Genomic DNA, 24088 nt, shown 5'->3' on the forward strand with positions numbered 1-24088 from the left:
ATAGAGCGAAGCGCCTGTTCGGATTTTCATTATTTTTCCCTGCCGAGTAACCAGTCGACAGAAACATTCAGAATATTGGCTAATGCCGCAAGTTCAAAATCGGTGACGTAACGGATTTGACCTTCCAGTTTGGACAGACCGGAAGCATTCATATCAACTCCGTTCACCTGCAGCTGTGCCAAAAGTTCCTTTTGCTTCATTCCCTGATTTTTTCGCGCCATTTCAACGCGGGCGCCGACTAAGTTACGGGTGCCTAGTGCCTGCTTGCGTAATCTCATTAAATTCATCTCCCACCTAAACTGATTTGGTTACATACTTCCTGCCAATCATCTCTTCCATCAAATACCAAAATTTTTCATCATTATGGGATTTTACGGAATTTCTTGTCTCATCATGATATAGTATAATATCTTTTTGTGAAAAATACAATAAAATTGTGAAAATTTTTCATTTGATTATTGAATTAAATTTGAGAAGTTTATATTTTCACTAATAGATAATTTATTTTATTTGTTATTTTCTCATAAATTTGTTATAATATTCCTGTTATTTATTTTAACTTGAGTTGTGACAAATTTTATTCATTTTAAGCATGTTAAGCATCGTAAGGTTTCTGTTTCAGGAATCGGTGCCGTTCTATAATATGACAGTCAATGAGGTAGTAGTGACTGCGAATTTCAAACATTTCTAGGAGTGGAGAAAATGGAAAATCTAAGCACGGAAAAAACAAATCTGACGATGCTGACCGACTTTTATGAGATCACCATGGCCAATGGTTATTTTTCAAGCGGTTTTCGCGATAAAATCGTATATTTCGATATGTTTTTCCGTCAGGTTCCGGACAATGGCGGTTATGCGATTATGGCCGGTGTGCAGCAGTTGGTGGACTACCTGAAAAATCTGAAATTTACTAAGGAGGACATTCAGTATCTTCGCGACTGCAAAATCTTCCGTGAGGAATTTATTCAGTATTTGGAGAATTTTCGGTTTTCCTGCGATGTTTGGGCGGTGCCGGAAGGAACGCCGATATTTCCAGGCGAACCAATTGTTACAGTGCGCGGCCCGGTGATTCAGGCACAGTTTATTGAAACCATGGTGCTGTTGTCCATCAACCATCAAAGCCTGATCGCAACGAAAGCCAACCGGATTGTACGCGCGGCTGCCGGCAGGGCTGTCATGGAATTCGGCTCCCGGCGCGCACAGGGCGCGGACGGCGCGATTTTGGGCGCGCGCGCGGCTTATATTGGCGGATGCGTGGGAACGGCATGTACCATTTGCGACCGCGATTTCGGGGTGCCGGCGCTTGGCACCATGGCACACAGCTGGGTTCAGCTGTTTGACAGCGAGCTCGAAGCGTTCCGGGCTTATGCTAGGGAATACCCACAAAGCTGCACGCTTCTGGTCGATACTTATAATGTCCTGAAATCCGGGGTCCCGAATGCAATTCGGGTATTTAACGAAGAACTCCTTCCGCGCGGCTACCGCCCCGCGGGAATCCGCATCGACAGCGGCGATATTACCTACCTTTCCCGGAAGGCCCGGAAAATGCTCGACGACGCCGGCTTCCCGGACTGCAAAATCTGCGCCTCCAATTCTCTGGACGAGTATATCATCCGGGATATGCTGATTCAGGGAGCCTGTGTGGACAGCTTCGGCGTGGGGGAGCGGATGATCACATCCTCCAGCGAGCCGGTGTTTGGGGGCGTGTACAAGCTCAGCGCGGTGGAAGGGCCGGATGGGGAAATTATTCCAAAAATTAAAATTAGCGAAAATGTTGCGAAAATTACCACGCCGTGCTTCAAAAAACTGTGGCGTCTGTTTGACCGTGAAAGCGGAAAAGCAATCGCCGACGTGATTACGATGCACGATGAAACGATTGATGATGCAAAACCATATGAAATCTTTGACCCGGAGCATATCTGGAAACGCAAGAAGCTGGTGAACTTCCGCGCGGTCCCGCTGCGTGAAAAAATCTTTGAAAACGGCGTGTATGTCGGGCGGGAGAGAGAGTTGAACGAAATCCGCGAATACTGCCTGAATCAAGTGGATACACTTTGGGATGAGGTAAAGCGATTTGAAAATCCGCATCAATATTACGTGGATTTATCACACCGGCTGTGGTCGAAGAAAAACCGCTTGCTTTCGGAATACACTTATAATTGATGAAGTGATAAAGAAATCTTTTTACATGGATAAATTATCCAAAAACAGTTGACAGGTTTCGCTTTTCTCGTTAAAATAAGAATCGGCGAGCAGACTGAACAGCTGCGGACACAGTTCGAAAGGGCGTGCCCGAGGAAAGTCCGAGCTCCACAGGGCAGAATAGCGGCTAACGGCCGCCGGGGGCGACCCCAGGGAAAGTGCAACAGAGATATACCGCCGGAAACGGTAAGGGTGGAAAGGCGAGGTAAGAGCTCACCAGCGTGCGGGGAACCGCACGGCTCTGCAAACCCTATTCGGAGCAACACCGCAGAGGAACATAGAGCGCCTGCCCGGCGCGTTCCGAGAAGGTGGCGTCGAGCCTGGATGGCAACATCAGGCCAAGATAGATGGCTGTTCACGACAGAACTCGGCTTATAGGTCTGGTCGCATATACGAATAAAATCCGCTGATTAGGCGGGTTTTGTTATACCCAATTAAGGCTCGTCCGAATCGAAATATCCGTTCTTTCCCTAACCGGAAAAATCAATGGATTGAAAGAAGTGTACTGATTGAAATAATTCGACCGGATGTCCTGGAAATCATATAATAGTTTTCACGAATTATATCGTGGGTGGAGATGTTTAGAAAAAAGTTCATACCGTGTTGCTTGGAGGGTAGTATATTTGAACTTTTCAATTTTGTTACGGATGCAGCTTCAGGAAGGAAAATGGGTGACAATGGGCGACACGCATATCATTCCATGGGAAAACCGTGATTTGATCACTGCCAGCAGTGACTGGTCGGTGATGAACCAAGAGGTGGTTCGGCCGGCTTCTGTCCTGATACCAAAGCTGGAAAAAGGAATTTGGGAACTTTCCAACTGCCCGGATTGCTATCAGGAGTATGAAGTAAAACACGGCATAGGGACGATTGTCGATATGCTGAAATTTTACAGGGATTTGCTTCAGGATTGTTTGGAACACCCGTTTGCAGAACTTTACGGATCGCTTGTTGTTTAAAGGAATTCAGCTGCGGCCGGACTGCCAAAAAAGCAGTCCGGCCGTTTTTTTCTACCTGTTGCTTGGGACATGCGAAAAACGACCCGCGCCCCGGTTCCATCTGGATGGAACCGGGGCGCGGGTATTTCTATAACTTTTTACGCTTTCCAGCTTTTGTACAAGGCGGCGATGACTTCTTCAATCGGCGCTTTGCGGATTTCTACATTGCGCACGCCTTCCGCTGCTGAAATTTCAGCCAAAACCGAGCGAATGGGTGTTTTTCCGCCGTCGAAGGCATATTCGTGTTCATTTCCTTCCGAGGAAACGTATGTCAGCTGCTCAAATTTACAGGGAGTGGAGGATGTGGTGGTCACGCGAATCCTTCCAAGGTTTCCCTGCGTCAGACGAAGCTGGTCAAAATCACCGTCGAAAGCGATTTTTCCATGGGAAAGCAGGATGATGCGGTTTGCCATTTCCTCCAGATCGTCCATGTCGTGGCTGGTTACCACAATGGTGGTGCCACGTTCCTGGTTCAACCGTTTCAGAAACGCAATCATCTGCTGCTTAGCCAAAACGTCCAGACCAAGAGTCGGTTCATCCAAAAAAATCAGCTCCGGGTTGTGCAGCAGCATCATGCCCAGGTCGGCGCGCATCCGTTGACCAAGGCTCAGTTCCCGAGAGAAGGTGTGCAGCAGTTCGCCAAGGTCGAGCAATTCGGTGACCATGCGCAGGTTTTTCTCGTAAACATCGGCCGGAATATGCCAGACCGCGCGTTTCCATTCGTAGCTTGTAATAACGGGATGGTCCCACCAAAGTTCGGTACGCTGACCGAACACAATGCCAATCCGGCTCATCAACTCCCGTCGCTGCTTGGCTGGGTCAAGCCCTAGCACGGAAACGGTGCCGGAGGAGGGCTGGAGAATACCGCACAAAATCTTGATGGTTGTGCTTTTTCCAGCGCCGTTAGCCCCGGCGTAGGCGACGAATTCTCCCCTATCCACACGAAGGGAGAGGTGGTCAAGCGCTGTCACAGCGCGCTGTTCCGGCTTTACCAGATTTTTTATTATATCTTTTACTTTTCCACTTCTTTGCCATTGACGGTACTCTTTTGTGACATTATCGATGACCAAAACCGGTGTATCGGTTTGAACTGTATTTTCCATAATGAATTAACCCCTTTCGAAATAAAAGAACGGCTGCCGCACACCAAAGTGCCGCGGCAAGGTAGAACGTTATGCCGGGAAGTCCGGCCGGTGTTTTTCCAAGCATCATTTCCGCCGGAAACCATGCAGCAAGCCCGACCGGAAGAATGGAGCAGAAAACCGTTGCCCCGCGTTTGGTTAAGCCGGCCAGCGGATAGGTTTTCGTATCGCTGAATAAATCGTGGATTACCATCGCAATTTCTTCCGCCGCGACCGGCGCGTAGAATGCGCAGCACGAAAAAACATAAACAAAGGATAAAATAATGGCGGCGGAGCACAGTATGTTCAGAATCAGCCAAAGCACCCACAGCGGCGTTACGGTAAAGGCGAGCCGCCGCAGGGAAATGACCGTGAGAACGATGCCGCAGAGCAGCTTGCTGCTGCCGGAAAATGGCATAAATGCCCCCGTCAGCAGTTGAATCCACAACGGAACCGGCTGAATCAGCATGTGGTCCAGCTGGCCGCGCCCGATAATGCGGCTAATGTAAGCTATATTGTTTCCGTCGAAAAACAGCAGAATAAAGCCGTCGATCAGAACGGCAAAGCCGCATAGAAAGAGCATTTCCTCAAAGGACATCCCTGCGATCCCACCGAATTTTCGGCTGATGAGTAGCACTGCGCTGACCGAGGCCAGCGCGGTCACTGCATCCGAAAAAATTTGAATCAGGCAGTAGCGCGTGTCGCGCAGAAGCCAGAGCAAATCCATTTTCGCGTACTGATGCCAAAGCCGGAATATAGTTTTAATATTTGATAATATGGATGACATAAGTCTTATGAAACCTCCTGAATTAGAATGGAGCGAATCGTGTTTCTCAGCCTCCGAAAGAGACCATTTTTTCCTGCGACCTGCGGAAATACAGAATGCAAACCGGCCACAGAGTTAGGTTCCAGAAAACGGAAAGCATAATTAACTGCGGGGCGCTGCCGGAACCGACGAAAATGCTCAACGGGGCTCCGGCCAGCGATCCGAACGGTAGAAGCTGGAACACCGCGGCCACTCCTTTCGGCAGAAGCGCAAAGGGAATCAGGGAGCCGGAAAGCAGTGTGGTAACGGCGTCGCGAATGGCGAGCGCCGCCCAGCATCCGTTTTTCATCCGCATGGAAAACGCGGCGAAAATAAAATCAACGGCAAAGCTGAGCGAAATGCCCAGCAATAGGCTGACGAGGAAAAGAACCCCGTTCCAGGCGCTTGCGGGCAAAATGCGTACGCCAAACAGCGGAGCCGCAAGACAGACCGGGAGCGTGTAAAACAGCAGGGACGGCACCCATTTTCCTATGGTTTCCGCAACAAATGTTCCAATGACGGGAACCGGCCGTGTAAAGCGGTTGATGATGGAACCTTCCCACAACGCGGTGGTAGCCGGTGTGTAAAGGAAAAGCTGCTCGCTTAAAACAGAGGAAAGCAGCGCGTAAGTCAGCATCTGGGAAAGCGACAGGTCCGCCGTGTCTGGAATCGAGCGGAAAACTGCCGTCATAACCAGCAGGCGAACCATGCGCACAGCGTATCCGGCGAACACGAACAGAAAATTGCCGTCAAACGCCTGTGTGGCGCACAGCCAGGCGGTTGCGGTATATTCCGAAAGCGAAAGGAATCGTTTCTTTTTCAGCATATAGCTGGTAACCTCCTAAAAATGGGCATAAAAATACCCGGGATGCGGCCTAAGCCACCTTCCGGGTTTCAAACGTATGATTCTGAACGGACTAAAACAGACCGAACCGAACTATTTGAAAAGGGAAAGATGAACACGCGACCGCGCAGTGAATTTCTGCAAAAGGGCAGACTGATACACGGAACGGTCGATTTTACCTAAAATAACGGCAACTTCCCCGATGTTATTCCAGATTAAGCCTTGCTTAAATACGGTGCGGTTCATTGCTTTCACCTCCATAATCCTAGATTTTTCCTTATCATACTGAATTTTGAAGATTTTGTCAAGCCCCGTGTCCCGGGGGAAAGCGCAGTTCTTATGGAGTAGTAACAGGCTGTCCAACAGAACTTTATTACCAGTGATTTGTTTATAAAACTGCCGAGTCTATTTATGATTTCTTCCATGAATGTATAATTTATGTATAGCTATTTAAATGTTATTTAAAATTTACTAAATACGTTTTATAATGATCCACTCATCATTTATTACCATTTGCATATATAGTCCTTTTAAACTATTTCTGAGATCTAGTTTGACTACTTTGACCGCAAGAATTCCATCTTGTGTTAATAATGAATATGCTTTATTAATAATACGAACAGGATTTTTTTGCTTTTCAATGCTACCTTCTATGATAATATACTTAAAGTGAATATTATCATAAAGAGTTTTTATCATTTCAATGTTTTTAACATACTGAAATTTGTCTGATACTCCCCTTAAATCGTCACTAAAGTTGGAATTATTTGTTATATTGTATACTATGACATTTATATTGTGGTAAGTCTCTTTTAATATTTCCTTGATTTTGAGTGGATCACTTCCTATACCACAGTTAATTCCTAAAATATTAGTTGGCTCTGTTGGTTCCACATTAGAAAAAGAAAGCGATGATACTAACTTTAAATCGTAGCAGAGACCCTCCCCCCAAGGGTCAATTCCAAAAGTATCATAAAATCTTTTGCGCCCGATTTGATAAAAATTTTGCTTTTTCGAACTATAATCTTTTAACGCGTTATCTCCAAAATGATATACATATGTATCTTTGGCCAGAATTAATTTGTATCCATTGCGCCTCATTAACAAAGACATCAAATCATCGGAAAATCCAAAAACCCGATCAGGAGTATATGGATAAGTGTAACAAAATAAAGCATAGAAAAAATAATTATTACTTCTGGCTAGAGCAACCGGAGGAGTAAGTCTAGCCCGCTGTTCCCAACGATATGGATTACTAATATTATTTTTTATCGAGAAGTCTATCATCTCTTTTATAGAAGAATATTCTGCTGGTATTTCCTGAAGATTCGAAACATTAGGACAAGTAGGCGCTACGCACCCTATTGTTTCATCTGATTTAATGCATGTTAAAAGATTACTGATTGCATTGGGGGTTAAAATAACATCATTTGATAAAAAGAGAGTATATTTGCCTTCTATAATTCTACTTACAACAGAGAAACTTTTTGTATTTTCAATAATATCTATTTGCTTATTGGGGTGAATACTTTCAAAGAAAAGTTTTGTTTCGTCGTTAGAACCATTATTTATGCAAATTAATTCATAACTCAAATTATCAGGTAAATACTTAAAAAGATACTTAACGCACTCTTTTGTAAAATTCAATTTATTATAAGCAGGCAAAACAATAGAAAGATCGTATTTATAGGAGTTTATTTTTTCAGATTCTTTAATATATGGCAATGGACATAAATCATTCATTTCATTACGATAAAAATTCCACATTTTATTATTATCTGGATAACAAAATCCCCAAAAATAAAAATCTGTGTAAAGCTCTTGCGCTAAAGGCAGTAACTCATATTCAATTTTTTGACAGGCCAAATTGCTGCTATCTTGCAAGAGATACATTATGTTAGCTAAGGAATATTCTACATTTTTACATAATTTACCGGACATTAGAGCAGATTCTTCCTTGGCCAATTTTTCAAAAACAGGGTACATGGCAGTCAGCATTGCTTGCATTTCTTTTGAAAATTTATAAATTTTACGATCTTTGTTTGTTGCTAATTCATATAATTCTACAATAGCCTGTTCTAACGTGTCAATCATTTCAAGAATTTGCTCTCCGAGAGAAATACTTTTTATCATTTTTTCACCATTCCAATTAATCCAAGAGTTACTAAAACTTTATCGACACTATCTTAATAATATTTACCCCTCTATTAACGATCAATCAAGAATTCAAACTATAAACTCAAACATGTTCAAATTGAATGGGAAACTCGTGTATATGGTATATCTATTAAGGGTTAACAATTCCCATATTATCTCCGCCTTCTATGAGTAGATAGTGATGCTTAATTTATCCATTCAACCGATGGTTCCCCGATTGACCTTCGATAGAAGGGATTTATCTGAAGTTATCCGAATGATTGTGTGGTGTTCATAAAAGTTCACAATTGTCCCGGGGGAAAGCGCAGTTCCATCCATGCCTTGACAGCCGGTGTGATTAAGCCTATACTTCATTTAATGTATGATTCTGGCTGTACGGGCAATCTTACGTATTCTCCGTACGGTTCAATTGATTTCACGGAATTTTCGTAAAAATACTTTGTCTGTGCCTGATGGCGCGGTCTTAATAGAAGGAGTAGTGAATCATGGTCAGTGTGAATGAAAGAATTGCCGCCCTGCGCGGCAAAATGAAGGAATACGGTGTGCAGGCCTGCATTATCCCGTCTTCCGACCCGCACATGAGCGAATATCTGCCCGCCCACTGGGAAGCGAGAAGCTATTTTTCCGGTTTCGACGGTTCTGCCGGTACGCTGGTGGTGACGGAAAAGGAAAGCGGCCTTTGGACGGACGGCCGGTATTTTATTCAGGCGGCGCATCAGCTGGAAGGCAGTGAAATCGTCCTTTACCGCATCGCGGTCAAGGGCGTTCCGACCTATATTGAATTTTTAAACGATAAGCTGAACGAAGGGGAAACCGTCTGCTTTGACGGCAAACTGCTTTCTGCCGCGACCGTCCGTGAAATGAAGGAAGCTTTTGCAAAGAAGGGCCTGAAAGTTAAGACAGCCGACCTGATTGCTGATATCTGGCCCGACCGTCCGCCGGTTCCGGCCTCCAAAGTATTTGTACATGACGTAAAGTATGCCGGATACACCTGCAAAGAAAAGCTGGAGCAGGTGCGCGCCGAGTTGAAAAAGCAGGGCGCCGACGCAGAGCTGTTTACCCAGCTGGACTGCGTGGCTTGGCTGATGAATATCCGCGCGGATGATATCGCTTACAATCCGTTCGCTATTTCTTATGCCATGGTTTACCCCGATTCGGCGGTGCTTTTCATCAACACGAAACGCGTTCTGCCGGAAACCATGCAGTACCTGAAGGAAAACGGCGTGACCGTGAAAGAGTATGAGGACATTGACGCGGAGCTTCACAGCATCCGCGAAAAGATGACTGTTCTGGTGGATGCGTCCGGCACGAACTATGATTTGTATACGATCCTGAAAGAAAATGCCGCCGTTACCCTGAAAGAGGGCGAAGATACGGTGACCTACCTGAAGGGCGTTAAGAATGAAACCGAACTGAAAAACATTGAGGAAGCGCATATTCAGGACGGCTGCGCCATGGTGGAATTCTGCGTCTGGCTGGAAGAACGCATGGCCGCGGGCGATACCATTACCGAATGCGACGTTTGCGATAAGCTGAAGGAATGCCGCCTGAAACAGCCGGGCAGCATGGGCGAGAGCTTCGGCACCATTGCGGCTTACGGAGCAAACGCCGCCATGATGCATTACCACCCGGAACCGGACGCGTGCAGCAAGCTGGAAAAGAAAAGCTACCTGCTGATTGATTCCGGCGGACAGTATCAGGAGGGCACAACCGACATTACCCGGACGTTTGCACTTGGCGAGCTGACACAGGAAGAAATGGAACATTACACCTATGTGCTGAAAGCGCATATCGGCCTTGCTACCGCGGTATTCATGGAAGGCCTTTCCGGTCAGAACATCGACATTCTCAGCCGTGTGCAGGTGTGGAAGCACGGAATCGATTACCGCTGCGGCACGGGCCACGGTGTGGGCATGTACGGCGGCGTGCACGAAGGCCCGCAGAACATGAGCATGCGCGGCCGTGCACCGCTGAAAAAAGGCATGACCATTACGGACGAACCCGGTATTTATGAGGAAGGCAAACATGGAATCCGTACGGAAAACATCCTTCGCGTCACCGAGTTTGTCAACAACGAATATGGCCAGTTCCTGAAGTTTGAACCCGTTACTTATTTCCCAATTGACACAGCGGGAATCCTTCCGGAGCTTCTGACGGAAGAGGAACTGGAATGGCTGAACAACTACCACCGCTTGGTTTACGAAAAACTTTCTCCAAGGCTTTCCGGCAAAGAACTGGAATGGCTGAAAAAGAATACCCAGCCGATTTCAAAATAATAGGCAAACAAAAAGAACCACCAAAAGGCGGTTCTTTTTGTTTGCCTGTGAGTTATAAGCGGTTGACGTATTCTTTCAAGCTCTGTAATTCGCCGATCAGGGGAGCACCGATTACTTTAGACAGAGCCTGGTTCAGTTCTTCATACTGATTTCCCGTCACAATGATTTCAGCGCCCTGATGCTCCTTCAAAAGATGAATTCGGCGGTCAATTTCCCGAGAAATTTCCTCTTTAATATTTTTACTCATCGTAAAGCCATCTCCTGCAATAAATCAGGGACGCGGCACGGTTGCCGCCTGATTTCGGTTGTTCCCTGCAGGTCATAGTGTTTCCGAATTTTGTCCAAATATTTTGGCCCGCCGAAAAAGCGGTGTATCAGAGAAGAAATTTCGGTCAAAGATAAAAGAAAGACAGGAAACCCGCTTTTTACAGCTTGAATTCCTGTGCGTCGTGCGGGCGCATGGGAGGAAAGGTTTTGGGTGAGCGCTTCAGCGGGTCATAGACAAAGCGACCGCAGGCACCGTCCGGCTGTGGAGAAAGGCCAAACCGGCATACGCCAGATTCCGTCTGTTCCCGCCAGTTTTTGCAGTATTCGCAGCTGACCTCAACATGATCCCCGAAAAACGTGTTTTTCTTTTTCCTGAACATGTCAATCCCGCCTTTTCATATCCTGTTTTCTGTCGCTTATTATAACATTATCGGCGGTAAAGTTCCACTTTTTCAGATGGAATATATAGGATAAACGCGGCGCACAGAATAATCAGCGCCGCCGCCGCGGGGCTGGAGCCGGAAAACGCGGGCACCAGTGTGGCGGAGGTGTTGCTAAATGTTTCCTCGCTGAGGGGAAAAAGCTTTTCCAGTCCGAAGGTAATCGCTGCCGCAAACAGCCCGTGAAGCACGCGGAACAGGAAAAAGCGTGGCAGTTTAACCGGGATTTGTTCTATCATAGAAAGAATCTGGAAATGAACGCAGAGCCCGCCCCAGCCAATGATGAGCGATACTGCCCAAAGCGGCAGGTGGAGCTGCGCAAAGTCGGAGCATCCTCCCGTCACCTCCAAAAATCCGGAAAGCGCGGCGGAACTGCCGGGTTCCCGCACCCAGATACGAAGCAGGTTCAGCACCGATGCGAACAGAATCACAAAACAGCACATGTTCATCATGGCGCGCGCGGCGTCTGCGGCGGATGAAATCAGCGCTGTTAATGCCTTTTGGGGTGCGCGCCGCCTGGTTGGGCTAATATCGGCACCGCGTTTTGCCGTTGCCCCGCAAATCAGGCCCAGCAGAACAGAGGCGATGATCTGTGAAACGAACAGGTAATAGCCTGCCTGCCGGTTTCCAAGAAACCCGGCGCCCACCGCGCTGATGACAAACGCCGGCCCCGAATTCACACAGAAGCAAAGCATCCGCGATGCTTGTTCCCCATTGATGGAGCCCGCTTCGTAAAGTGCTGCAACGCTTCGTCCTCCGGTGGGATACCCGCCAATCATACTCATGAAAACCGCCGTTGCGGCGCTTCCGGGCAGTTTCAGCAGGACACGTGACGGGGCTTCAAAGACATGACCGATTTTATCGGATAGGCTGCTTTTTACCAAAAACACAGCCAGTACCATAAACGGATACAGGGATGGAATCAAAATTTGAAGGCAGTACCCAAGTCCCTTCCGGGCACCTTCCGCCGCCTCCGAGGGGAAAATCAGCAGTGCGCAGGCAATTAGAAAGGTTGTGATTAAGAGCAGATTCTGTTTCCATTTCATTCAATCACCCCGCTTATATATATGTTTCCATGCGGATATTTACGACTTGACGCGCATAGGCTTTATGTGACTGACACTGATTGACCGAGTATATTTTCGCGCATGTTTCTTTCCTTTGAAAAAGGAAAGGTGGGGGAAAACGGCCGGCTTTTTTCGGCAGGAACGAGCGTGGCCGGAAGTCCTTTTCTCAAACGAAAGGACTTCGAAAGGGCAATCAGGTGATTTCGTATCAAACTGATTAGGGCAGGGATGCATTTTGAGCAGGAAAAGGATTATCGGATTCCCAGCCACACCGGCGACAATGCAGTCCCACATGGAGCTGAACGGCAACCGCGAGGCGGTTGTGGAAGGCTGCGGCGGCGTTTTGGAATACGATCCCGGCGTCGTTCGTGTGAAGGCGGGGAAAATGGTGCTGCGCTTTACCGGACGCGGCCTGGTAATCAAGTGCCTTACGGTGGACTCCCTTGTGGTGTCGGGATTTATAACGGGAATAGAGTTTTTGACGTGAGGTGATTTGATGTTTTCCTTGGCGCTCACGCGATGGTTCATGGGCTATGTGCGTTTTGCCGTTTGCGGCGGCAGCCTGGAGCGCTTTCTGAACCAGTGCGCACGCTCCGGCATCTATTTGTGGGATATTCAAACGGGGCAGAACCGGGCGGCCAGCGTGGCTGCCGGAAGATACCGCGCCCTGCGCCGATGTGCGCGCAAAGCCGGATGCCGGCTGAAAATCATAAGGCGCAGTGGGTTCCCGTTTGCCACTGTCCGCATCCGGAAACGAAAAGGCCTTATGGCGGGGAGCATTCTGTTTTTGGTGATTGTAATGGTGCTTTCCAATCGGATGTGGTCCTTCGAAGTAGTGGGCAACACCTCCATTCCGGCAACGGCAATTACTGCAGAGCTGGCCGCGCTTGGAATTGGGCCCGGAACCCCGAAAAAATATTTACAGCCGCAGCTTCTTCAGCAGGCGCTTATGCTGAAATTCCCCCAAATCAGCTGGATCAGCGTCAATACGCACGGCTGCAAGGCGGAAATCCGGCTGCAGGAGAAAACGGAAAAACCACCGATTGCGGTGAAGGATGTACGCCCCTGCGACATTAAGGCAGCTGCCACCGGGCAGATTGTTTCTCTGGAAGTTTACGCCGGAACGCCGCAGGTAAAGGAGGGCGACGCCGTGGTAGAGGGTCAGCTTCTGATTAGCGGCGAGGTAAAGGATGAGGCGGGCGAAACCTCACTGAAGCATGCAGCCGGAAAAATTATGGCCGAAACCACACGGACTGTGTCGGTTGAAATTCCGCTGAAACGCACGGTGGTTCAGGACACGGGCAGTGTGGTCACCCGCCGCTGCCTGCACTTTATGGGCGCGCGCATTCCGCTGACTATGACGGTGAAGCCGGATGGAAATTACCGGCAGGAAACGTACTTTACAAAAATCCGACTGATGAACACCTCCCTGCCGATCGGCGTTTATGAGGAGGATTGGATTGAGCAGAGCTCCGCCGCCGTAACCCTTACAAGGGAGCAGGCACTCTTCGAGGCAAAACAGGAAATTCAGGAAAAGATTAAAAATGAACTGAAGGACGTTCAGATTCTCTCTTCCAGTGCAAGCGACAAAATGACAGGTTCCAGCTTGATTTACACCACGGTGCTGAAATGCCGTGAAAATATCGGCCGTGAAGCGGAAATACTGATAAATTAGCACCAATTTTTGTCACTAATTCTGATGACGAAAATGAAAGTATATGATATAATTATACTAATTTATCGTGAGTCAGTGTGCCTTGCTTACGGTAAAAGAATCAAAGGTGATAGGATGTTTGAACAAAGGATCAATATCGACCGGATGGAGCAAGCAGTTGCGCTTTTCGGCAGTTTTGACGAAAATATCAAATTGATTGAAAAAGAGTATCAAGTTGCCGTTTTGGGGCGCGGCAGTGAACTGAAAGTTTCGGGCGAACCGGAAAACGTTGCGCGCGCGGTACGGGTGATTGAGAGCCTTCTGACTCTCATCAACCGCGGCGAGGTACTCAGTGAGCAGAATGTGCGTTACTGCATCTCCCTTGTAAACGAGGGCAGCGAGGATAAAGTCGAGGCTCTGGCGGGCGACTGCATCTGTATCACTTCCAAAGGAAAACCGGTGAAAGCGAAAACACTGGGGCAGAAAAAATACTGTACCGCTATTAAGGAACATACCATTACGTTCGGGGTGGGTCCCGCCGGAACCGGCAAAACTTATTTGGCGGTTGCGCTGGCGGTGACCGCGTTCCGCGCGCAGGAGGTCAACCGGATTATCCTGACGCGCCCCGCGGTGGAAGCGGGTGAAAAGCTGGGGTTTCTGCCTGGTGATTTGCAGCAGAAGGTCGACCCTTACCTGCGCCCCCTTTACGACGCATTGTTCGATATGCTGGGCGCGGAAACGTACCAGCGTTATGTGGAACGCGGCAACATAGAGGTTGCTCCGCTCGCTTATATGCGCGGGCGCACGCTGGATGACAGCTTCATCATTTTGGATGAGGCTCAGAATACCACGCCGGAACAGATGAAGATGTTTCTCACCAGACTGGGGTTCAATTCCAAAATGGTGATTACCGGCGATATTACGCAGATTGATCTTCCCGATGGGCGGCGTTCCGGTTTAAAGGACGTGCTGCGAATTCTGCGCGGAATTGACGATATTGCGCAGATCCGATTTTCTGAAAAAGACGTTGTGCGCCATAGACTGGTGCAGGATATTATTAAAGCATATGAAAAAAATGAGGAGGCCGGGCGCTAAAAATGGAAAAAGTAAGAGTCGTTATCGACAACAAACAGAAAGAAGTAAAAATCCCGACGGGGCTGCGGATGCTGGTACGCCGCTGCTGCAACGCAGTGTTGCGTATGGAAGAATTCCCGGATCCTGCGGAAATCAGCGTTACCTTTGTCAACAATCAGCAGATTCAGGAGCTGAACAAGCAGTATCGCCAGAAAGATATTCCGACGGACGTGCTTTCTTTCCCAATGGGAGAAAACGGCGTGTACGACGAGAACCATTCTACCGGGGCGAAAATTCTGGGCGACATTGTCATCTCTATGGAAAAAGCGGTGGAGCAGGCGGAACGTTATGGGCACAGCCTGGAACGGGAAGTCGGTTACCTGACCGCTCATTCTATGCTTCACCTGCTGGGCTACGACCATGAACAGGGCGGCATAGAGCGCGTGCATATGAGGGAAAAAGAAGAGCAGGTCATGACTCAGCTTGGTCTGCCCAGCACCAGCAGTTATGTGCTTGACGAGGACGAGGAATAAAGCTTGCGTTTTTTGAAAAGTTTTCGTTACGCTATCCGCGGAATCGTTTACTGCATTAATAACGAGCGCAATATGAGGTTCCATACGGTTGCCGCAGTGTATGTGCTCGCCTTTTCGCCGTTTTTTTCCCTTTCGCGGGAAGATTACGCGATTTTGTTTCTGACCATCGCGGCGGTTATGACGGCGGAAATGTTTAACACTGTGGCGGAAGAGCTTTGCGACCTGGACGCTGCAAGCTTTCATCCGGTGGTCCGCATAGTGAAGGACATGGCCGCGGGCGCGGTGCTGATTACGGCGGCGTTTTCCGTGGCGGTCGGGATTGCACTTTTCTGGAAGCCAGCGGTATTGGCTGAAATTGTACATTATTTCTTTGTCCGCCCGCCGATGATTTTGCTGCTTTTGGCGACCATAGCGGCGAGCGTCCTGTATATTGCTGTGGGCCCAACCAGCCTGCGCGATTTTATCCGCGGAAAAATTGCCGGTCTAAACGGCAGAACGCACGGAAAGTAAAAATGAAAACGGTTAAAGGAGAATGAATTTGCTGGAAAACACCAAAACTATGGAATCCAGTTACGAAGAAAAGTCGGCGTTTATCGCCATTGTTGGAAGGCCGAATGTTGGAAAATCATCGCTGCTGAACGCAATGATCGGCCAGAAGGTCGCTATTGTTTCCGACAAGCCCCAAACGACGCGCACCCGCATTATGGGTGTATTAACACGGGGGGAAAACCAACTTGTGTTCATTGACACCCCCGGGCTTTTAAAACCGCGCAACCGCTTGGGTGAATACATGGTGCGGTCAGTAACGGAATCCGTTGCGGGTGTGGATGCCTGCCTGCTGGTAGTGGAAGCCGGCGGCCGTACTTCCCCCGCTGATTTGGAACTGATTGAAAAATTCAAATCCATGAAGCTTCCGGTTGTTCTTGCCATTAATAAGATTGACCTGCTGGCGGACAAAAGCGTTATGATGACACAGATTGCAGAGCTTTCGGCGCGGTATCCGTTCGAGGCCGTCGTTCCGGTTTCGGCGCTGGACGGCAACGGAATTGAGGATCTGACAAAGGAACTGGAACGCCTTGCCATGCCGGGCGGTCATTTCTTTGACGAGGATACACTGACTGACCAGCCGGAGCGGGTTTTGGCCGGCGAAATTGTGCGTGAAAAAATTCTTCGCCTTTGCAGCAAAGAGGTTCCCCATGGTGTGGCCGTGGTGGTGGAACGCATGCGCGAGCGCGAATCCGGCGGTTCCAGCCCGGTGACTGATGTGGACGCAACCATTTACTGCGAAAAAGCTTCCCATAAGGGAATCATTATTGGAAAGAACGGCGCCATGCTGAAGCGGATTGGCACGTATGCGCGGTCGGACATGGAGCGCTTTTTTGACTGCAGAATCAACCTGCAGCTTTGGGTCAAGGTGAAAGAGGATTGGCGCAATCGGCCGGAACTTCTTCATACCTTTGGCTTTGATAAAACGGATTTTAATCTTTAATTTCGGAACAGCGCGCCCGCAGCAAAGCAGTTGAAAGCACATTTTCCTTGAATATTTTGTCACATTATGGGTTTAAATCATATATTTACCGCTCATAGAACCCCTTTCCACGGCAAATACTTAAATTAGCCAATGAAAAAGGGGAGTGGAAAATATGGATGAAAAGACAGCATGGAACTGCTTTGAACATACGGGAAACGTGATGGATTACCTGATTTACAGTCAGTGTAAACATCGGCAAGAAGAAATGCAGACACGGGAGGTTCCCGATGCAGATAGAAACCGAGGGCCTGGTAATTACGGAGAAGTCAGTGGGTGAAAGCGACCGGCTGATAACGGTTTTAACAAGGCAGGAGGGCGTTTTGCGCGCTTTTGCCCAGCAGGCCAAAAAACTGAAAAGCAGCAAGCTTTCGGCTACGCAGCTGTTCAGCTATTCCCGCTTCACGATTTTCAAGGGGCGGGAAAAGTACATAATTGACGACGCTCAGCCGATTGAGGTTTTCTTTGACCTTCGGCGGGATATGGAGCGACTTTCCCTTGCCCAGTATTTTTGCGAGCTGGCTTCGGCGCTTGCTCCGCGGGAAGCCGAGGCAGGGGATTTTTTGCGTTTAATGCTGAACGCGTTCCATTTTCTATGCAAAGGCAGCCGCCCGGCACCCCTGCTGAAGGCGGTTGTGGAAATGCGAATGCTTTCTCTTGCAGGGTATATGCCGAACTTAATTTGCTGCGCGGGCTGTTCCTGCTACGAAGCGGACGTGATGTATTTTTTGCCGAACAGCGGCCAAATTTACTGTGGGGACTGTCCCCGCCCTGTAGGGGAGCCCGCCCTGCCGCTTAGCAGGGGTGCGCTGACTGGATTAAGGCATACGGTTTATGCGGATTTTGAAAAGTTGTTTTCGTTCCGCCTTTCTCCGCGCGGAATGGACGAATTGGCCCGCGCCAGCGAGCAATATGTACTTGGCACACTCCAACGGGGCTTCAATACGTTGGATTTTTATCACCAGATGGTACCGATGAAGCCGGTGGAGAAAACAGAGTGATTTTTTCGAAAGATGGGTTCGAGATTTCGATGAAAGAGGGCTTATGAAGCAAAAATCTAAAATCAAGCGATTCACTGCCCGCACGGCACGAGCGCTGTTTCAGCTGTTTCCCGAAAACCACATGCTTTCCGTGTCGGAATATCAGATTGAATCGGCGAAAATACCGAAATCCTTTGACGGCTTTCGAATTTGCCACCTGTCCGACCTGCACAGCCATCGTTTTGGAAAGGATAATGTCCGGCTGCTGCGCCGCGTTGCGGATTCCAAACCGGATTTGGTTGTATTGACCGGTGACATGGTGAGCCGCACGGATTCTGACTATTCGGTTTTTCTGTCCTTTGCCCAGGTGCTTGCCAAGCAATATCCCGTTTTTTACGTTATCGGTAATCATGAACAGACGATGGGACGCGCGGCGCTGAAAGCGTTCCTGAACCGGCTGAGAAAGCTGGGAATCCGTGTGCTGAACAATGAAAAGACGGAGCTCTGCCGCGGCGGCGAAAGCCTGCCGGTGTACGGAATGTGGTATCCGCTGAAATATTATAAAGAGGCCAGGCATATTGGAAAACATGAACGGTTCCGGCTGCGGGATATGCACCGCGCGATGGGTGGCGTCGACCCGGACCGGTTTTGTATTCTGCTTACGCACAACCCGCTTTCATTCCCGGTTTACGCCCGGTGGGGCGCAGACCTCACGCTTTGCGGCCATGTGCATGGCGGAATGATTCGTCTGCCGTTTGTGGGAGGGCTGCTTTCGCCGGAACGCAGGTTCTTTCCCCAATACAGCGAAGGCGTTTATACAATGGAAGAAAAAAAGATGGTAGTCAGCCGCGGGCTTGGCAGCGGGGTGTTCGGCCCGCGCATCCATAACGTGCCGGAAGTGGTGAACCTTACGCTGCGTTCGGTTCCCGGCGGCGGAAACAATCGGTTTGAAAAAGGCGTTTTCAAACGGGAAGGATGATTTCATGTTGGAACAGGAATACCAAAGACATTGGCGGGCGCTTGAGCTCGATAAAATTTTAAAACTGCTTGCGGAGCAAACCGCGTGCGACGATGCCGCGGAGCTTGCGCTGCATTTAACCCCGTCTACCTCGCTTTCCGAAGTGCAGCGGCTGCTGGGCGAAACGGATGAGGCACATACTCTGATGGCGCGCTTCGGCTCACCCTCTTTCGGTGGACTGAGCAATGTGAGTAATTCCCTGCGCCGTGCGGAGGCGGGCGGCACCCTGACGATGGGGGAACTGCTGCGTGTGGCGGGCGTTCTGCGTACCCTGCGCGGAATTGTAGAATGGCGTTCCAAAAGCGAAGGAGTAAAAAGCATACTGGACTGGCGTTTTGAATCGCTGGTTCCGAATAAATATCTGGAAGACCGCATTACCAGCGCGGTTCTTTCCGAGGAGGAGATGGCGGATAACGCCTCCCCGCGCCTTTCAGACATCCGTCGGAAAATCCGCGCCGCATCGACCCGCGCGCGCGAACAGCTGGATAAAATGATCCATTCCCCCGTGTATCAGAAGTATCTGCAGGATCCGATTGTCACCCTGCGCGGGGGGCGCTTTGTGGTTCCTGTTAAGGCGGAGCACCGTGCGGAAGTTCCGGGCCTGGTACACGACACTTCGGCCAGCGGGGCGACCATTTTTGTGGAGCCCATGAGCGTGGTGGAAGCGAACAACCAGGTTAAAGTGCTGCTTTCTGAAGAGCAGAAGGAAATGGAGCGCATCCTGGCGGAGCTTTCTGCAGAAACGGGCAATTTTGCGGGAGGCATCATCAGCAGCTATGAGGCGGCGGTGGAGCTGAACCTCATTTTTGCTAAGGCGAATCTCGGCTATAAAATGAAGGCCAGTTTGCCGCAGGTGAACGACCGGGGCGAAATATTATTAAAAAAAGCACGTCATCCGCTGATTCCGGCGGATAAAGTTGTCCCGACGGACATAGAATTGGGTGTCGGGTTTGATACACTGGTCATTACCGGACCGAACACGGGCGGTAAAACTGTAACGCTGAAAACGATCGGCCTGTTTACGCTGATGGCGGAATGCGGCCTGCTTCTTCCGGTGGCGGACAACAGTCGGATTTCCGTTTTTGATCGGGTTCTGGCCGATATTGGCGACGAACAGAGCATTGAACAATCCCTTTCCACTTTTTCCGCGCATATGACGAACATCATCCATGTGCTCGATCAAGCAGGCAGCGCCAGCCTGGTGCTGTTGGATGAACTTGGCGCGGGTACCGACCCAGTGGAAGGCGCGGCGCTTGCTATGGCTATTCTGGAAGCGCTCCGGCAGAAGGGTGCAAAAATCGCCGCCACCACGCATTACGCGGAGCTTAAGGTATATGCACTGCAAACGACGGGTGTGGAAAACGCCTGCTGCGAATTCGACGTAACCACGCTGCGCCCCACCTATCGTCTGCTCATTGGTGTGCCGGGCCGTTCCAACGCATTTGCCATTTCCCGGCGGCTTGGCATGAGCGAGGAAATTGTTGACCGCGCGAAGGAATTGGTTTCCGGGGAAGATGCCCGGTTTGAAGACGTGGTGCAGCGGCTGGAAACCAGCCGCCAAAGCCTGGAATCTGAACGCGCAAAAGCGGAGGAAGCAAGGCTGGAAGCCGCTCGTGCGAAGCGCGAGGCGCAGAAAATCCGGGATGAGATTCAGGCAAAGGCGGAACGGGAAATGGAAGAAGCACGCCGCCGCGCCGCCGAACTGGTGGCTCGCACACGCAGCCAGATCGACGCAATGCTGAATGAGATGGAAGAACTGAAAAAGCAGCAGAACAAGGCGCTTTCCAGTGAACAGAAGGCTAAGCTGAAAGCCGACCTGCGTGCTTTGGAGGATGCCGCCGACCCGGTTCATGCGAAAGAACAGGGGACTTATGTTTTGCCTCGCCCGCTTAAGGTGGGGGATACGGTCCTGATTTTCGACATTGATAAAAAAGCGACCGTGCTGAAGCTGCCGGAAGGCAATTCTAACACGGTGCTGGTGCAGGCGGGTATTATCCAGACCCGCGTACCGCTTTCCAACCTTCGTCTGGTGCAGGAAAAGCCGAAGCAGCAGCCGCGGCGCACCATCACCCGCAATGTCACCGGCAGGGCACAGGCCAAAGTGATGACCGAACTGGACCTGCGCGGGCAGAACACGGAGGAAGCCCTGATGAATGTGGATCGCTTTATTGATTCCGCGTTGCTGACCGGAGTCAATATGCTTACCATTATTCACGGCAAAGGCACCGGAACACTCCGCGCGGCGGTGCAGCAGCACCTGAAGCGCCACCCCAGTGTGGCAAGCTATCGGCTTGGAACATTCGGGGAGGGTGAGTCCGGCGTAACCATTGTGGAGCTGAAATAAAAAGTTTTGGTTTCATCAGAAAATCAATACGGATAATACCATCAAAACGGGCATATCATTTTTTATGGATACGCGGATCGGTCCGCCACGGGCGCCCCACGGCATGGAATGGCTGCCTGGCAGGCGGAATCCGTCGTCCCCTAAGCATTCCAAAATCTTTTTGAACGGGAGCACGCTCCCGTAACATATGGGAGGCGGCTTCATGCTTCGTATGGTGGAAGAGCCACGGAAGAAGAAACGTCCGTGGCTGATTGTGCTTTCGGTTCTTGTCGGTCTGTTTGCCTTGCTGGGTATTTTTGCGCTGCTGGCGCTGAACGACCCCGGCCGTGATTCCGTTCCGGCCAATCCGGATTCGGGAACTGTGCTGACCAAGCTGGGCGCGGCCGCGCTGAATAAGGAACCCGCTCAAATCAGCGAACAGGAGCTGAACGGCTTTCTTTCCGCAAGCTACAAAACTATGCCGCCGCAGTGCAAAATTCAGCCGGACAACACGCTGGAACTCTATATGCCCGTAAATTACAAAGGAATTCGCGTTGGCGTAACCGCGCATGGGAGCGCTGCGTTTGACCTTTCCCGGCAGCAGCTGGCTTTGAAATTCAGTTCGGTTCGCATCGGCAGGCTTCCTGTACCCACGGCCTTTGCGCTGAATTTGGCAAAGGATTATCTTCCCGATGGCTTTTTCGTGGAAGACGATTTGGTGTATCTGGATACTTCCGCGGCAATGGGTGGGGATTACAGCAGCTTTACGGGAATTCAGATTACCGGTATGGAAATTTTTGACCAAAAACTGATAGTCAGTGTAGCGGGGGACCCGAATAAATTCAAGGAATTTATTGTGCAGTCGCTTCCCGACCTGCTGAAGTTATTTCAATAAGCTGTAAATTTCCATGAAAAATTTTATGGAGAGGCCGTTGCCTCTTGACAAACGGCCTTTTTTATTGTATAATTCATAGCTGTAAAGCAAATCACTTTACACTCTTTCAGCGGGGGTGTGCACGTGGCAAAGAATCTTGAGATCTCTTTTCTGCTCGATTTTTACGGCGACATGCTGACTGAAAAGCAGCGTGAAGTGATTGAGTATTATTACAATGATGACCTTTCCCTTTCGGAAATTGCGGACAACGAGGGAATAACCCGCCAGGGTGTGCGCGACTCCATTAAGCGTGCGGAAACGCAGCTGCTGGAAATGGAAGCACGCCTCGGCCTTGTGAAGCGCTTCCGTGAAATGCGGAACGGTCTGGAAGAGATTATGGACGCCGCAAACCAGATTCGGCAGATTAATCAGCACTCTGTCAATTCACGCGACCTGGAGCTTCAGTCCGGGCGGATCCTTGAAATTGCAGAGAAGCTTTGTGAATAAACCCATTAATTCAAATCAAAGGAGGAACCGCATTGGCGTTTGAAGGCCTTGCCGACAAGCTGAACGCCGCGTTTAAGCGGCTGAAATCCAAGGGAAAATTAACGGAAGCCGACGTCAAGGAGGCAATGCGGGAAGTCCGCCTTGCTCTTCTGGAAGCGGATGTAAACTATAAAGTCGCGAAAGATTTCACCAACCGAGTGAGCGAGCGTGCCGTGGGTTCCGAGGTTATGGAAAGCTTGACCCCTGCCCAAATGGTGGTTAAAATCGTCAACGAAGAGCTGACCTCTTTAATGGGCGGCAGCAACGCGCGGCTGAACAGCCCTTCTTCCCCGCCAACAATTATCATGCTGTGCGGCCTGCAGGGCGCCGGTAAAACGACCCACGCTGGCAAACTGGCGCTCATGCTGAAAAAGCAGGGGCACCGTCCTCTGTTGGTGGCGGGCGATATTTACCGCCCGGCGGCTATTAAACAGCTGCAGGTTGTAGGCTCTAAAGCCGGGGTTCCGGTTTTTGAAATGGGCAAGGAAGACCCGGTGAAGATCGCAAAGGCTGCGGTTGCCCATGCAAAAGATTACGGAAACGACATGGTGCTGATCGATACGGCAGGTCGTCTGCAGATCGACGAAGTGCTCATGGATGAGTTAAAGAATATCAAAAATACGGTGCACCCGCATGAAATTCTGCTGGTGGTTGACGCGATGACCGGTCAGGAAGCCGTCAATGTGGCCAAGTCCTTTGACGAACTGCTGGATATCACCGGCGTGATTCTCACCAAGCTGGATGGCGACACCCGCGGCGGCGCGGCGCTTTCCGTCCGCGCGGTAACGGGCAAGCCGATTAAGTTTGCCGGTACGGGCGAAAAGCTGGAAGACCTGGAAGTGTTCCACCCGGACCGCATGGCGTCCCGTATCCTTGGCATGGGTGATGTTCTGACCCTGATTGAGGAAGCGCAGAACAAAATCGACCGCAAGGCGGCCGAACAAACCGCCCGCAAGATGTTGGAAAACAAGCTGGATTTCAACGATATGCTGGACCAGTTTGAACAAATCAAGAAAATGGGGCCGCTGAAAAAGGTTCTTTCCAAGTTCCCAGGAATGGATAAACAGCTCCAGGATGTTGACATCGACGATCGTATTATGGACCGCACCGAAGCCATGATCCTTTCCATGACGCCGGAGGAGCGGGAAAAGCCTTCGCTGATTAACCCGTCGCGCAAGCGCCGGATTGCCGCGGGAAGCGGAATGAAAGTGGAGGATGTAAACCGTCTGCTGAAGCAGCTGGAACAGACCCAGAAAATGATGAAACAGCTGAAAGGCATGGGCAAGCGTCGTTTCCGTGGAATGGGAATGCCGCCATTCTAAGTGGTAAAAAGCAATACAAATGGTATATTTTAAGTGAATTCATCCAATAAGGATACTCC

General features: G+C 49.8%; 24 protein-coding genes and 1 other RNA gene. 16 read left to right on the forward strand and 9 right to left on the reverse strand.

Annotated elements, in window-relative coordinates; translation table 11 throughout:
* Positions 1–29: 29 nt before the first annotated feature.
* A complete protein-coding gene (locus ACSVDI_RS04135) occupies positions 30–278 on the reverse strand; it encodes a helix-turn-helix domain-containing protein (protein WP_457944970.1) in 249 nt (82 codons plus the stop codon).
* A 424-nt stretch (positions 279–702) separates the two neighbouring features.
* On the opposite strand from ACSVDI_RS04135, the gene ACSVDI_RS04140 reads away from it, so the two are divergent.
* The 3 genes from ACSVDI_RS04140 to ACSVDI_RS04150 all read left to right on the forward strand — a co-directional run bounded on the left by ACSVDI_RS04140 (position 703) and on the right by ACSVDI_RS04150 (position 3161).
* Positions 703–2163 (forward strand): nicotinate phosphoribosyltransferase, encoded by a 1461-nt coding sequence (locus tag ACSVDI_RS04140; RefSeq protein WP_457944972.1) that lies wholly within the window; start codon positions 703–705, stop codon positions 2161–2163.
* Between the two features lie 86 nt (positions 2164–2249).
* An RNA gene (rnpB, locus tag ACSVDI_RS04145) (RNase P RNA component class A) lies at positions 2250–2593 on the forward strand.
* A 232-nt stretch (positions 2594–2825) separates the two neighbouring features.
* Positions 2826–3161 carry a hypothetical protein gene (locus ACSVDI_RS04150; RefSeq protein ID WP_457944974.1) on the forward strand — a complete coding sequence of 112 codons (336 nt, stop codon included), beginning with the start codon at positions 2826–2828 and terminating at the stop codon, positions 3159–3161.
* Between the two features lie 137 nt (positions 3162–3298).
* On the opposite strand, the gene ACSVDI_RS04155 is transcribed toward ACSVDI_RS04150, so the two are convergent.
* The 5 genes from ACSVDI_RS04155 to ACSVDI_RS04175 form a co-directional block, all read right to left on the reverse strand.
* Positions 3299–4303, reverse strand: coding sequence for an ABC transporter ATP-binding protein (locus tag ACSVDI_RS04155; protein WP_457944976.1), 1005 nt, complete (start codon positions 4301–4303; stop codon positions 3299–3301).
* Positions 4257–5108, reverse strand: a complete 852-nt coding sequence (locus tag ACSVDI_RS04160) for an ABC-2 family transporter protein (RefSeq protein ID WP_457944978.1) — start codon at positions 5106–5108, stop codon at positions 4257–4259. The genes ACSVDI_RS04155 and ACSVDI_RS04160 overlap by 47 nt, the downstream gene beginning before the upstream one ends.
* 46 nt (positions 5109–5154) lie before the next feature.
* Positions 5155–5952: an ABC-2 family transporter protein gene (locus ACSVDI_RS04165; protein ID WP_457944979.1), complete on the reverse strand. Its 798-nt coding sequence runs from the start codon at positions 5950–5952 to the stop codon at positions 5155–5157.
* 111 nt (positions 5953–6063) lie between these two features.
* On the reverse strand, positions 6064–6216 hold the full coding sequence (locus tag ACSVDI_RS04170; protein WP_457944981.1) for a hypothetical protein: 153 nt from the start codon (positions 6214–6216) through the stop codon (positions 6064–6066).
* A gap of 225 nt (positions 6217–6441) precedes the next feature.
* Positions 6442–8103 (reverse strand): glycosyltransferase, encoded by a 1662-nt coding sequence (locus ACSVDI_RS04175; RefSeq protein ID WP_457944983.1) that lies wholly within the window; start codon positions 8101–8103, stop codon positions 6442–6444.
* Between the two features lie 509 nt (positions 8104–8612).
* Here ACSVDI_RS04175 and ACSVDI_RS04180 point away from each other — a divergent pair.
* A complete protein-coding gene (locus ACSVDI_RS04180; RefSeq protein ID WP_457944985.1) occupies positions 8613–10403 on the forward strand; it encodes an aminopeptidase P family protein in 1791 nt (596 codons plus the stop codon).
* 52 nt (positions 10404–10455) lie between these two features.
* Here the strand turns inward: ACSVDI_RS04180 and ACSVDI_RS04185 are convergent, their stop codons facing one another.
* The 3 genes from ACSVDI_RS04185 to ACSVDI_RS04195 form a co-directional block, all read right to left on the reverse strand.
* On the reverse strand, positions 10456–10650 hold the full coding sequence (locus tag ACSVDI_RS04185) for a hypothetical protein (protein ID WP_457944987.1): 195 nt from the start codon (positions 10648–10650) through the stop codon (positions 10456–10458).
* A gap of 178 nt (positions 10651–10828) precedes the next feature.
* The gene (locus tag ACSVDI_RS04190; protein WP_457944989.1) at positions 10829–11050 is read right to left on the reverse strand and encodes a hypothetical protein; all 222 of its coding nucleotides are present in this window, start codon (positions 11048–11050) and stop codon (positions 10829–10831) included.
* Positions 11051–11097: 47 nt separating this feature from the next.
* Complete coding sequence (locus ACSVDI_RS04195) at positions 11098–12156, reverse strand: nucleoside recognition domain-containing protein (RefSeq protein WP_457944991.1); 1059 nt, start codon at positions 12154–12156, stop codon at positions 11098–11100.
* Between the two features lie 256 nt (positions 12157–12412).
* Between ACSVDI_RS04195 and ACSVDI_RS04200 the strand changes: the two genes are divergently transcribed.
* From ACSVDI_RS04200 to ffh, 12 genes are all read left to right on the forward strand, one after another.
* On the forward strand, positions 12413–12664 hold the full coding sequence (locus ACSVDI_RS04200) for a YabP/YqfC family sporulation protein (protein WP_457944992.1): 252 nt from the start codon (positions 12413–12415) through the stop codon (positions 12662–12664).
* Between the two features lie 9 nt (positions 12665–12673).
* The gene (gene yqfD, locus ACSVDI_RS04205) at positions 12674–13852 is read left to right on the forward strand and encodes a sporulation protein YqfD (protein ID WP_457944993.1); all 1179 of its coding nucleotides are present in this window, start codon (positions 12674–12676) and stop codon (positions 13850–13852) included.
* Between the two features lie 114 nt (positions 13853–13966).
* On the forward strand, positions 13967–14926 hold the full coding sequence (locus tag ACSVDI_RS04210) for a PhoH family protein (protein ID WP_457944994.1): 960 nt from the start codon (positions 13967–13969) through the stop codon (positions 14924–14926).
* Positions 14927–14928: 2 nt separating this feature from the next.
* A complete protein-coding gene (ybeY, locus tag ACSVDI_RS04215) occupies positions 14929–15438 on the forward strand; it encodes an rRNA maturation RNase YbeY (RefSeq protein WP_457944996.1) in 510 nt (169 codons plus the stop codon).
* 3 nt (positions 15439–15441) lie between these two features.
* The gene (locus ACSVDI_RS04220) at positions 15442–15948 is read left to right on the forward strand and encodes a diacylglycerol kinase family protein (RefSeq protein WP_457944998.1); all 507 of its coding nucleotides are present in this window, start codon (positions 15442–15444) and stop codon (positions 15946–15948) included.
* Positions 15949–15970: 22 nt separating this feature from the next.
* Positions 15971–16927, forward strand: coding sequence for a GTPase Era (era, locus tag ACSVDI_RS04225; RefSeq protein WP_457945000.1), 957 nt, complete (start codon positions 15971–15973; stop codon positions 16925–16927).
* Positions 16928–17196: 269 nt separating this feature from the next.
* Complete coding sequence (gene recO / locus ACSVDI_RS04230) at positions 17197–17967, forward strand: DNA repair protein RecO (protein ID WP_457945002.1); 771 nt, start codon at positions 17197–17199, stop codon at positions 17965–17967.
* 43 nt (positions 17968–18010) lie between these two features.
* On the forward strand, positions 18011–18925 hold the full coding sequence (locus ACSVDI_RS04235) for a metallophosphoesterase (RefSeq protein WP_457945004.1): 915 nt from the start codon (positions 18011–18013) through the stop codon (positions 18923–18925).
* Positions 18926–18929: 4 nt separating this feature from the next.
* The gene (locus ACSVDI_RS04240; RefSeq protein ID WP_457945005.1) at positions 18930–21308 is read left to right on the forward strand and encodes an endonuclease MutS2; all 2379 of its coding nucleotides are present in this window, start codon (positions 18930–18932) and stop codon (positions 21306–21308) included.
* 202 nt (positions 21309–21510) lie between these two features.
* A complete protein-coding gene (locus ACSVDI_RS04245; RefSeq protein ID WP_457945007.1) occupies positions 21511–22182 on the forward strand; it encodes a hypothetical protein in 672 nt (223 codons plus the stop codon).
* Between the two features lie 123 nt (positions 22183–22305).
* A complete protein-coding gene (gene ylxM / locus ACSVDI_RS04250) occupies positions 22306–22668 on the forward strand; it encodes a YlxM family DNA-binding protein (protein WP_457945008.1) in 363 nt (120 codons plus the stop codon).
* Positions 22669–22700: 32 nt separating this feature from the next.
* Entirely contained in the window at positions 22701–24029 is a 1329-nt protein-coding gene (gene ffh / locus ACSVDI_RS04255) for a signal recognition particle protein (RefSeq protein WP_457945010.1), read from the forward strand.
* The last annotated feature ends 59 nt before the right edge of the window (positions 24030–24088 follow it).

The sequence above is a fragment of the Caproiciproducens sp. LBM24188 genome (genome assembly GCF_054130445.1).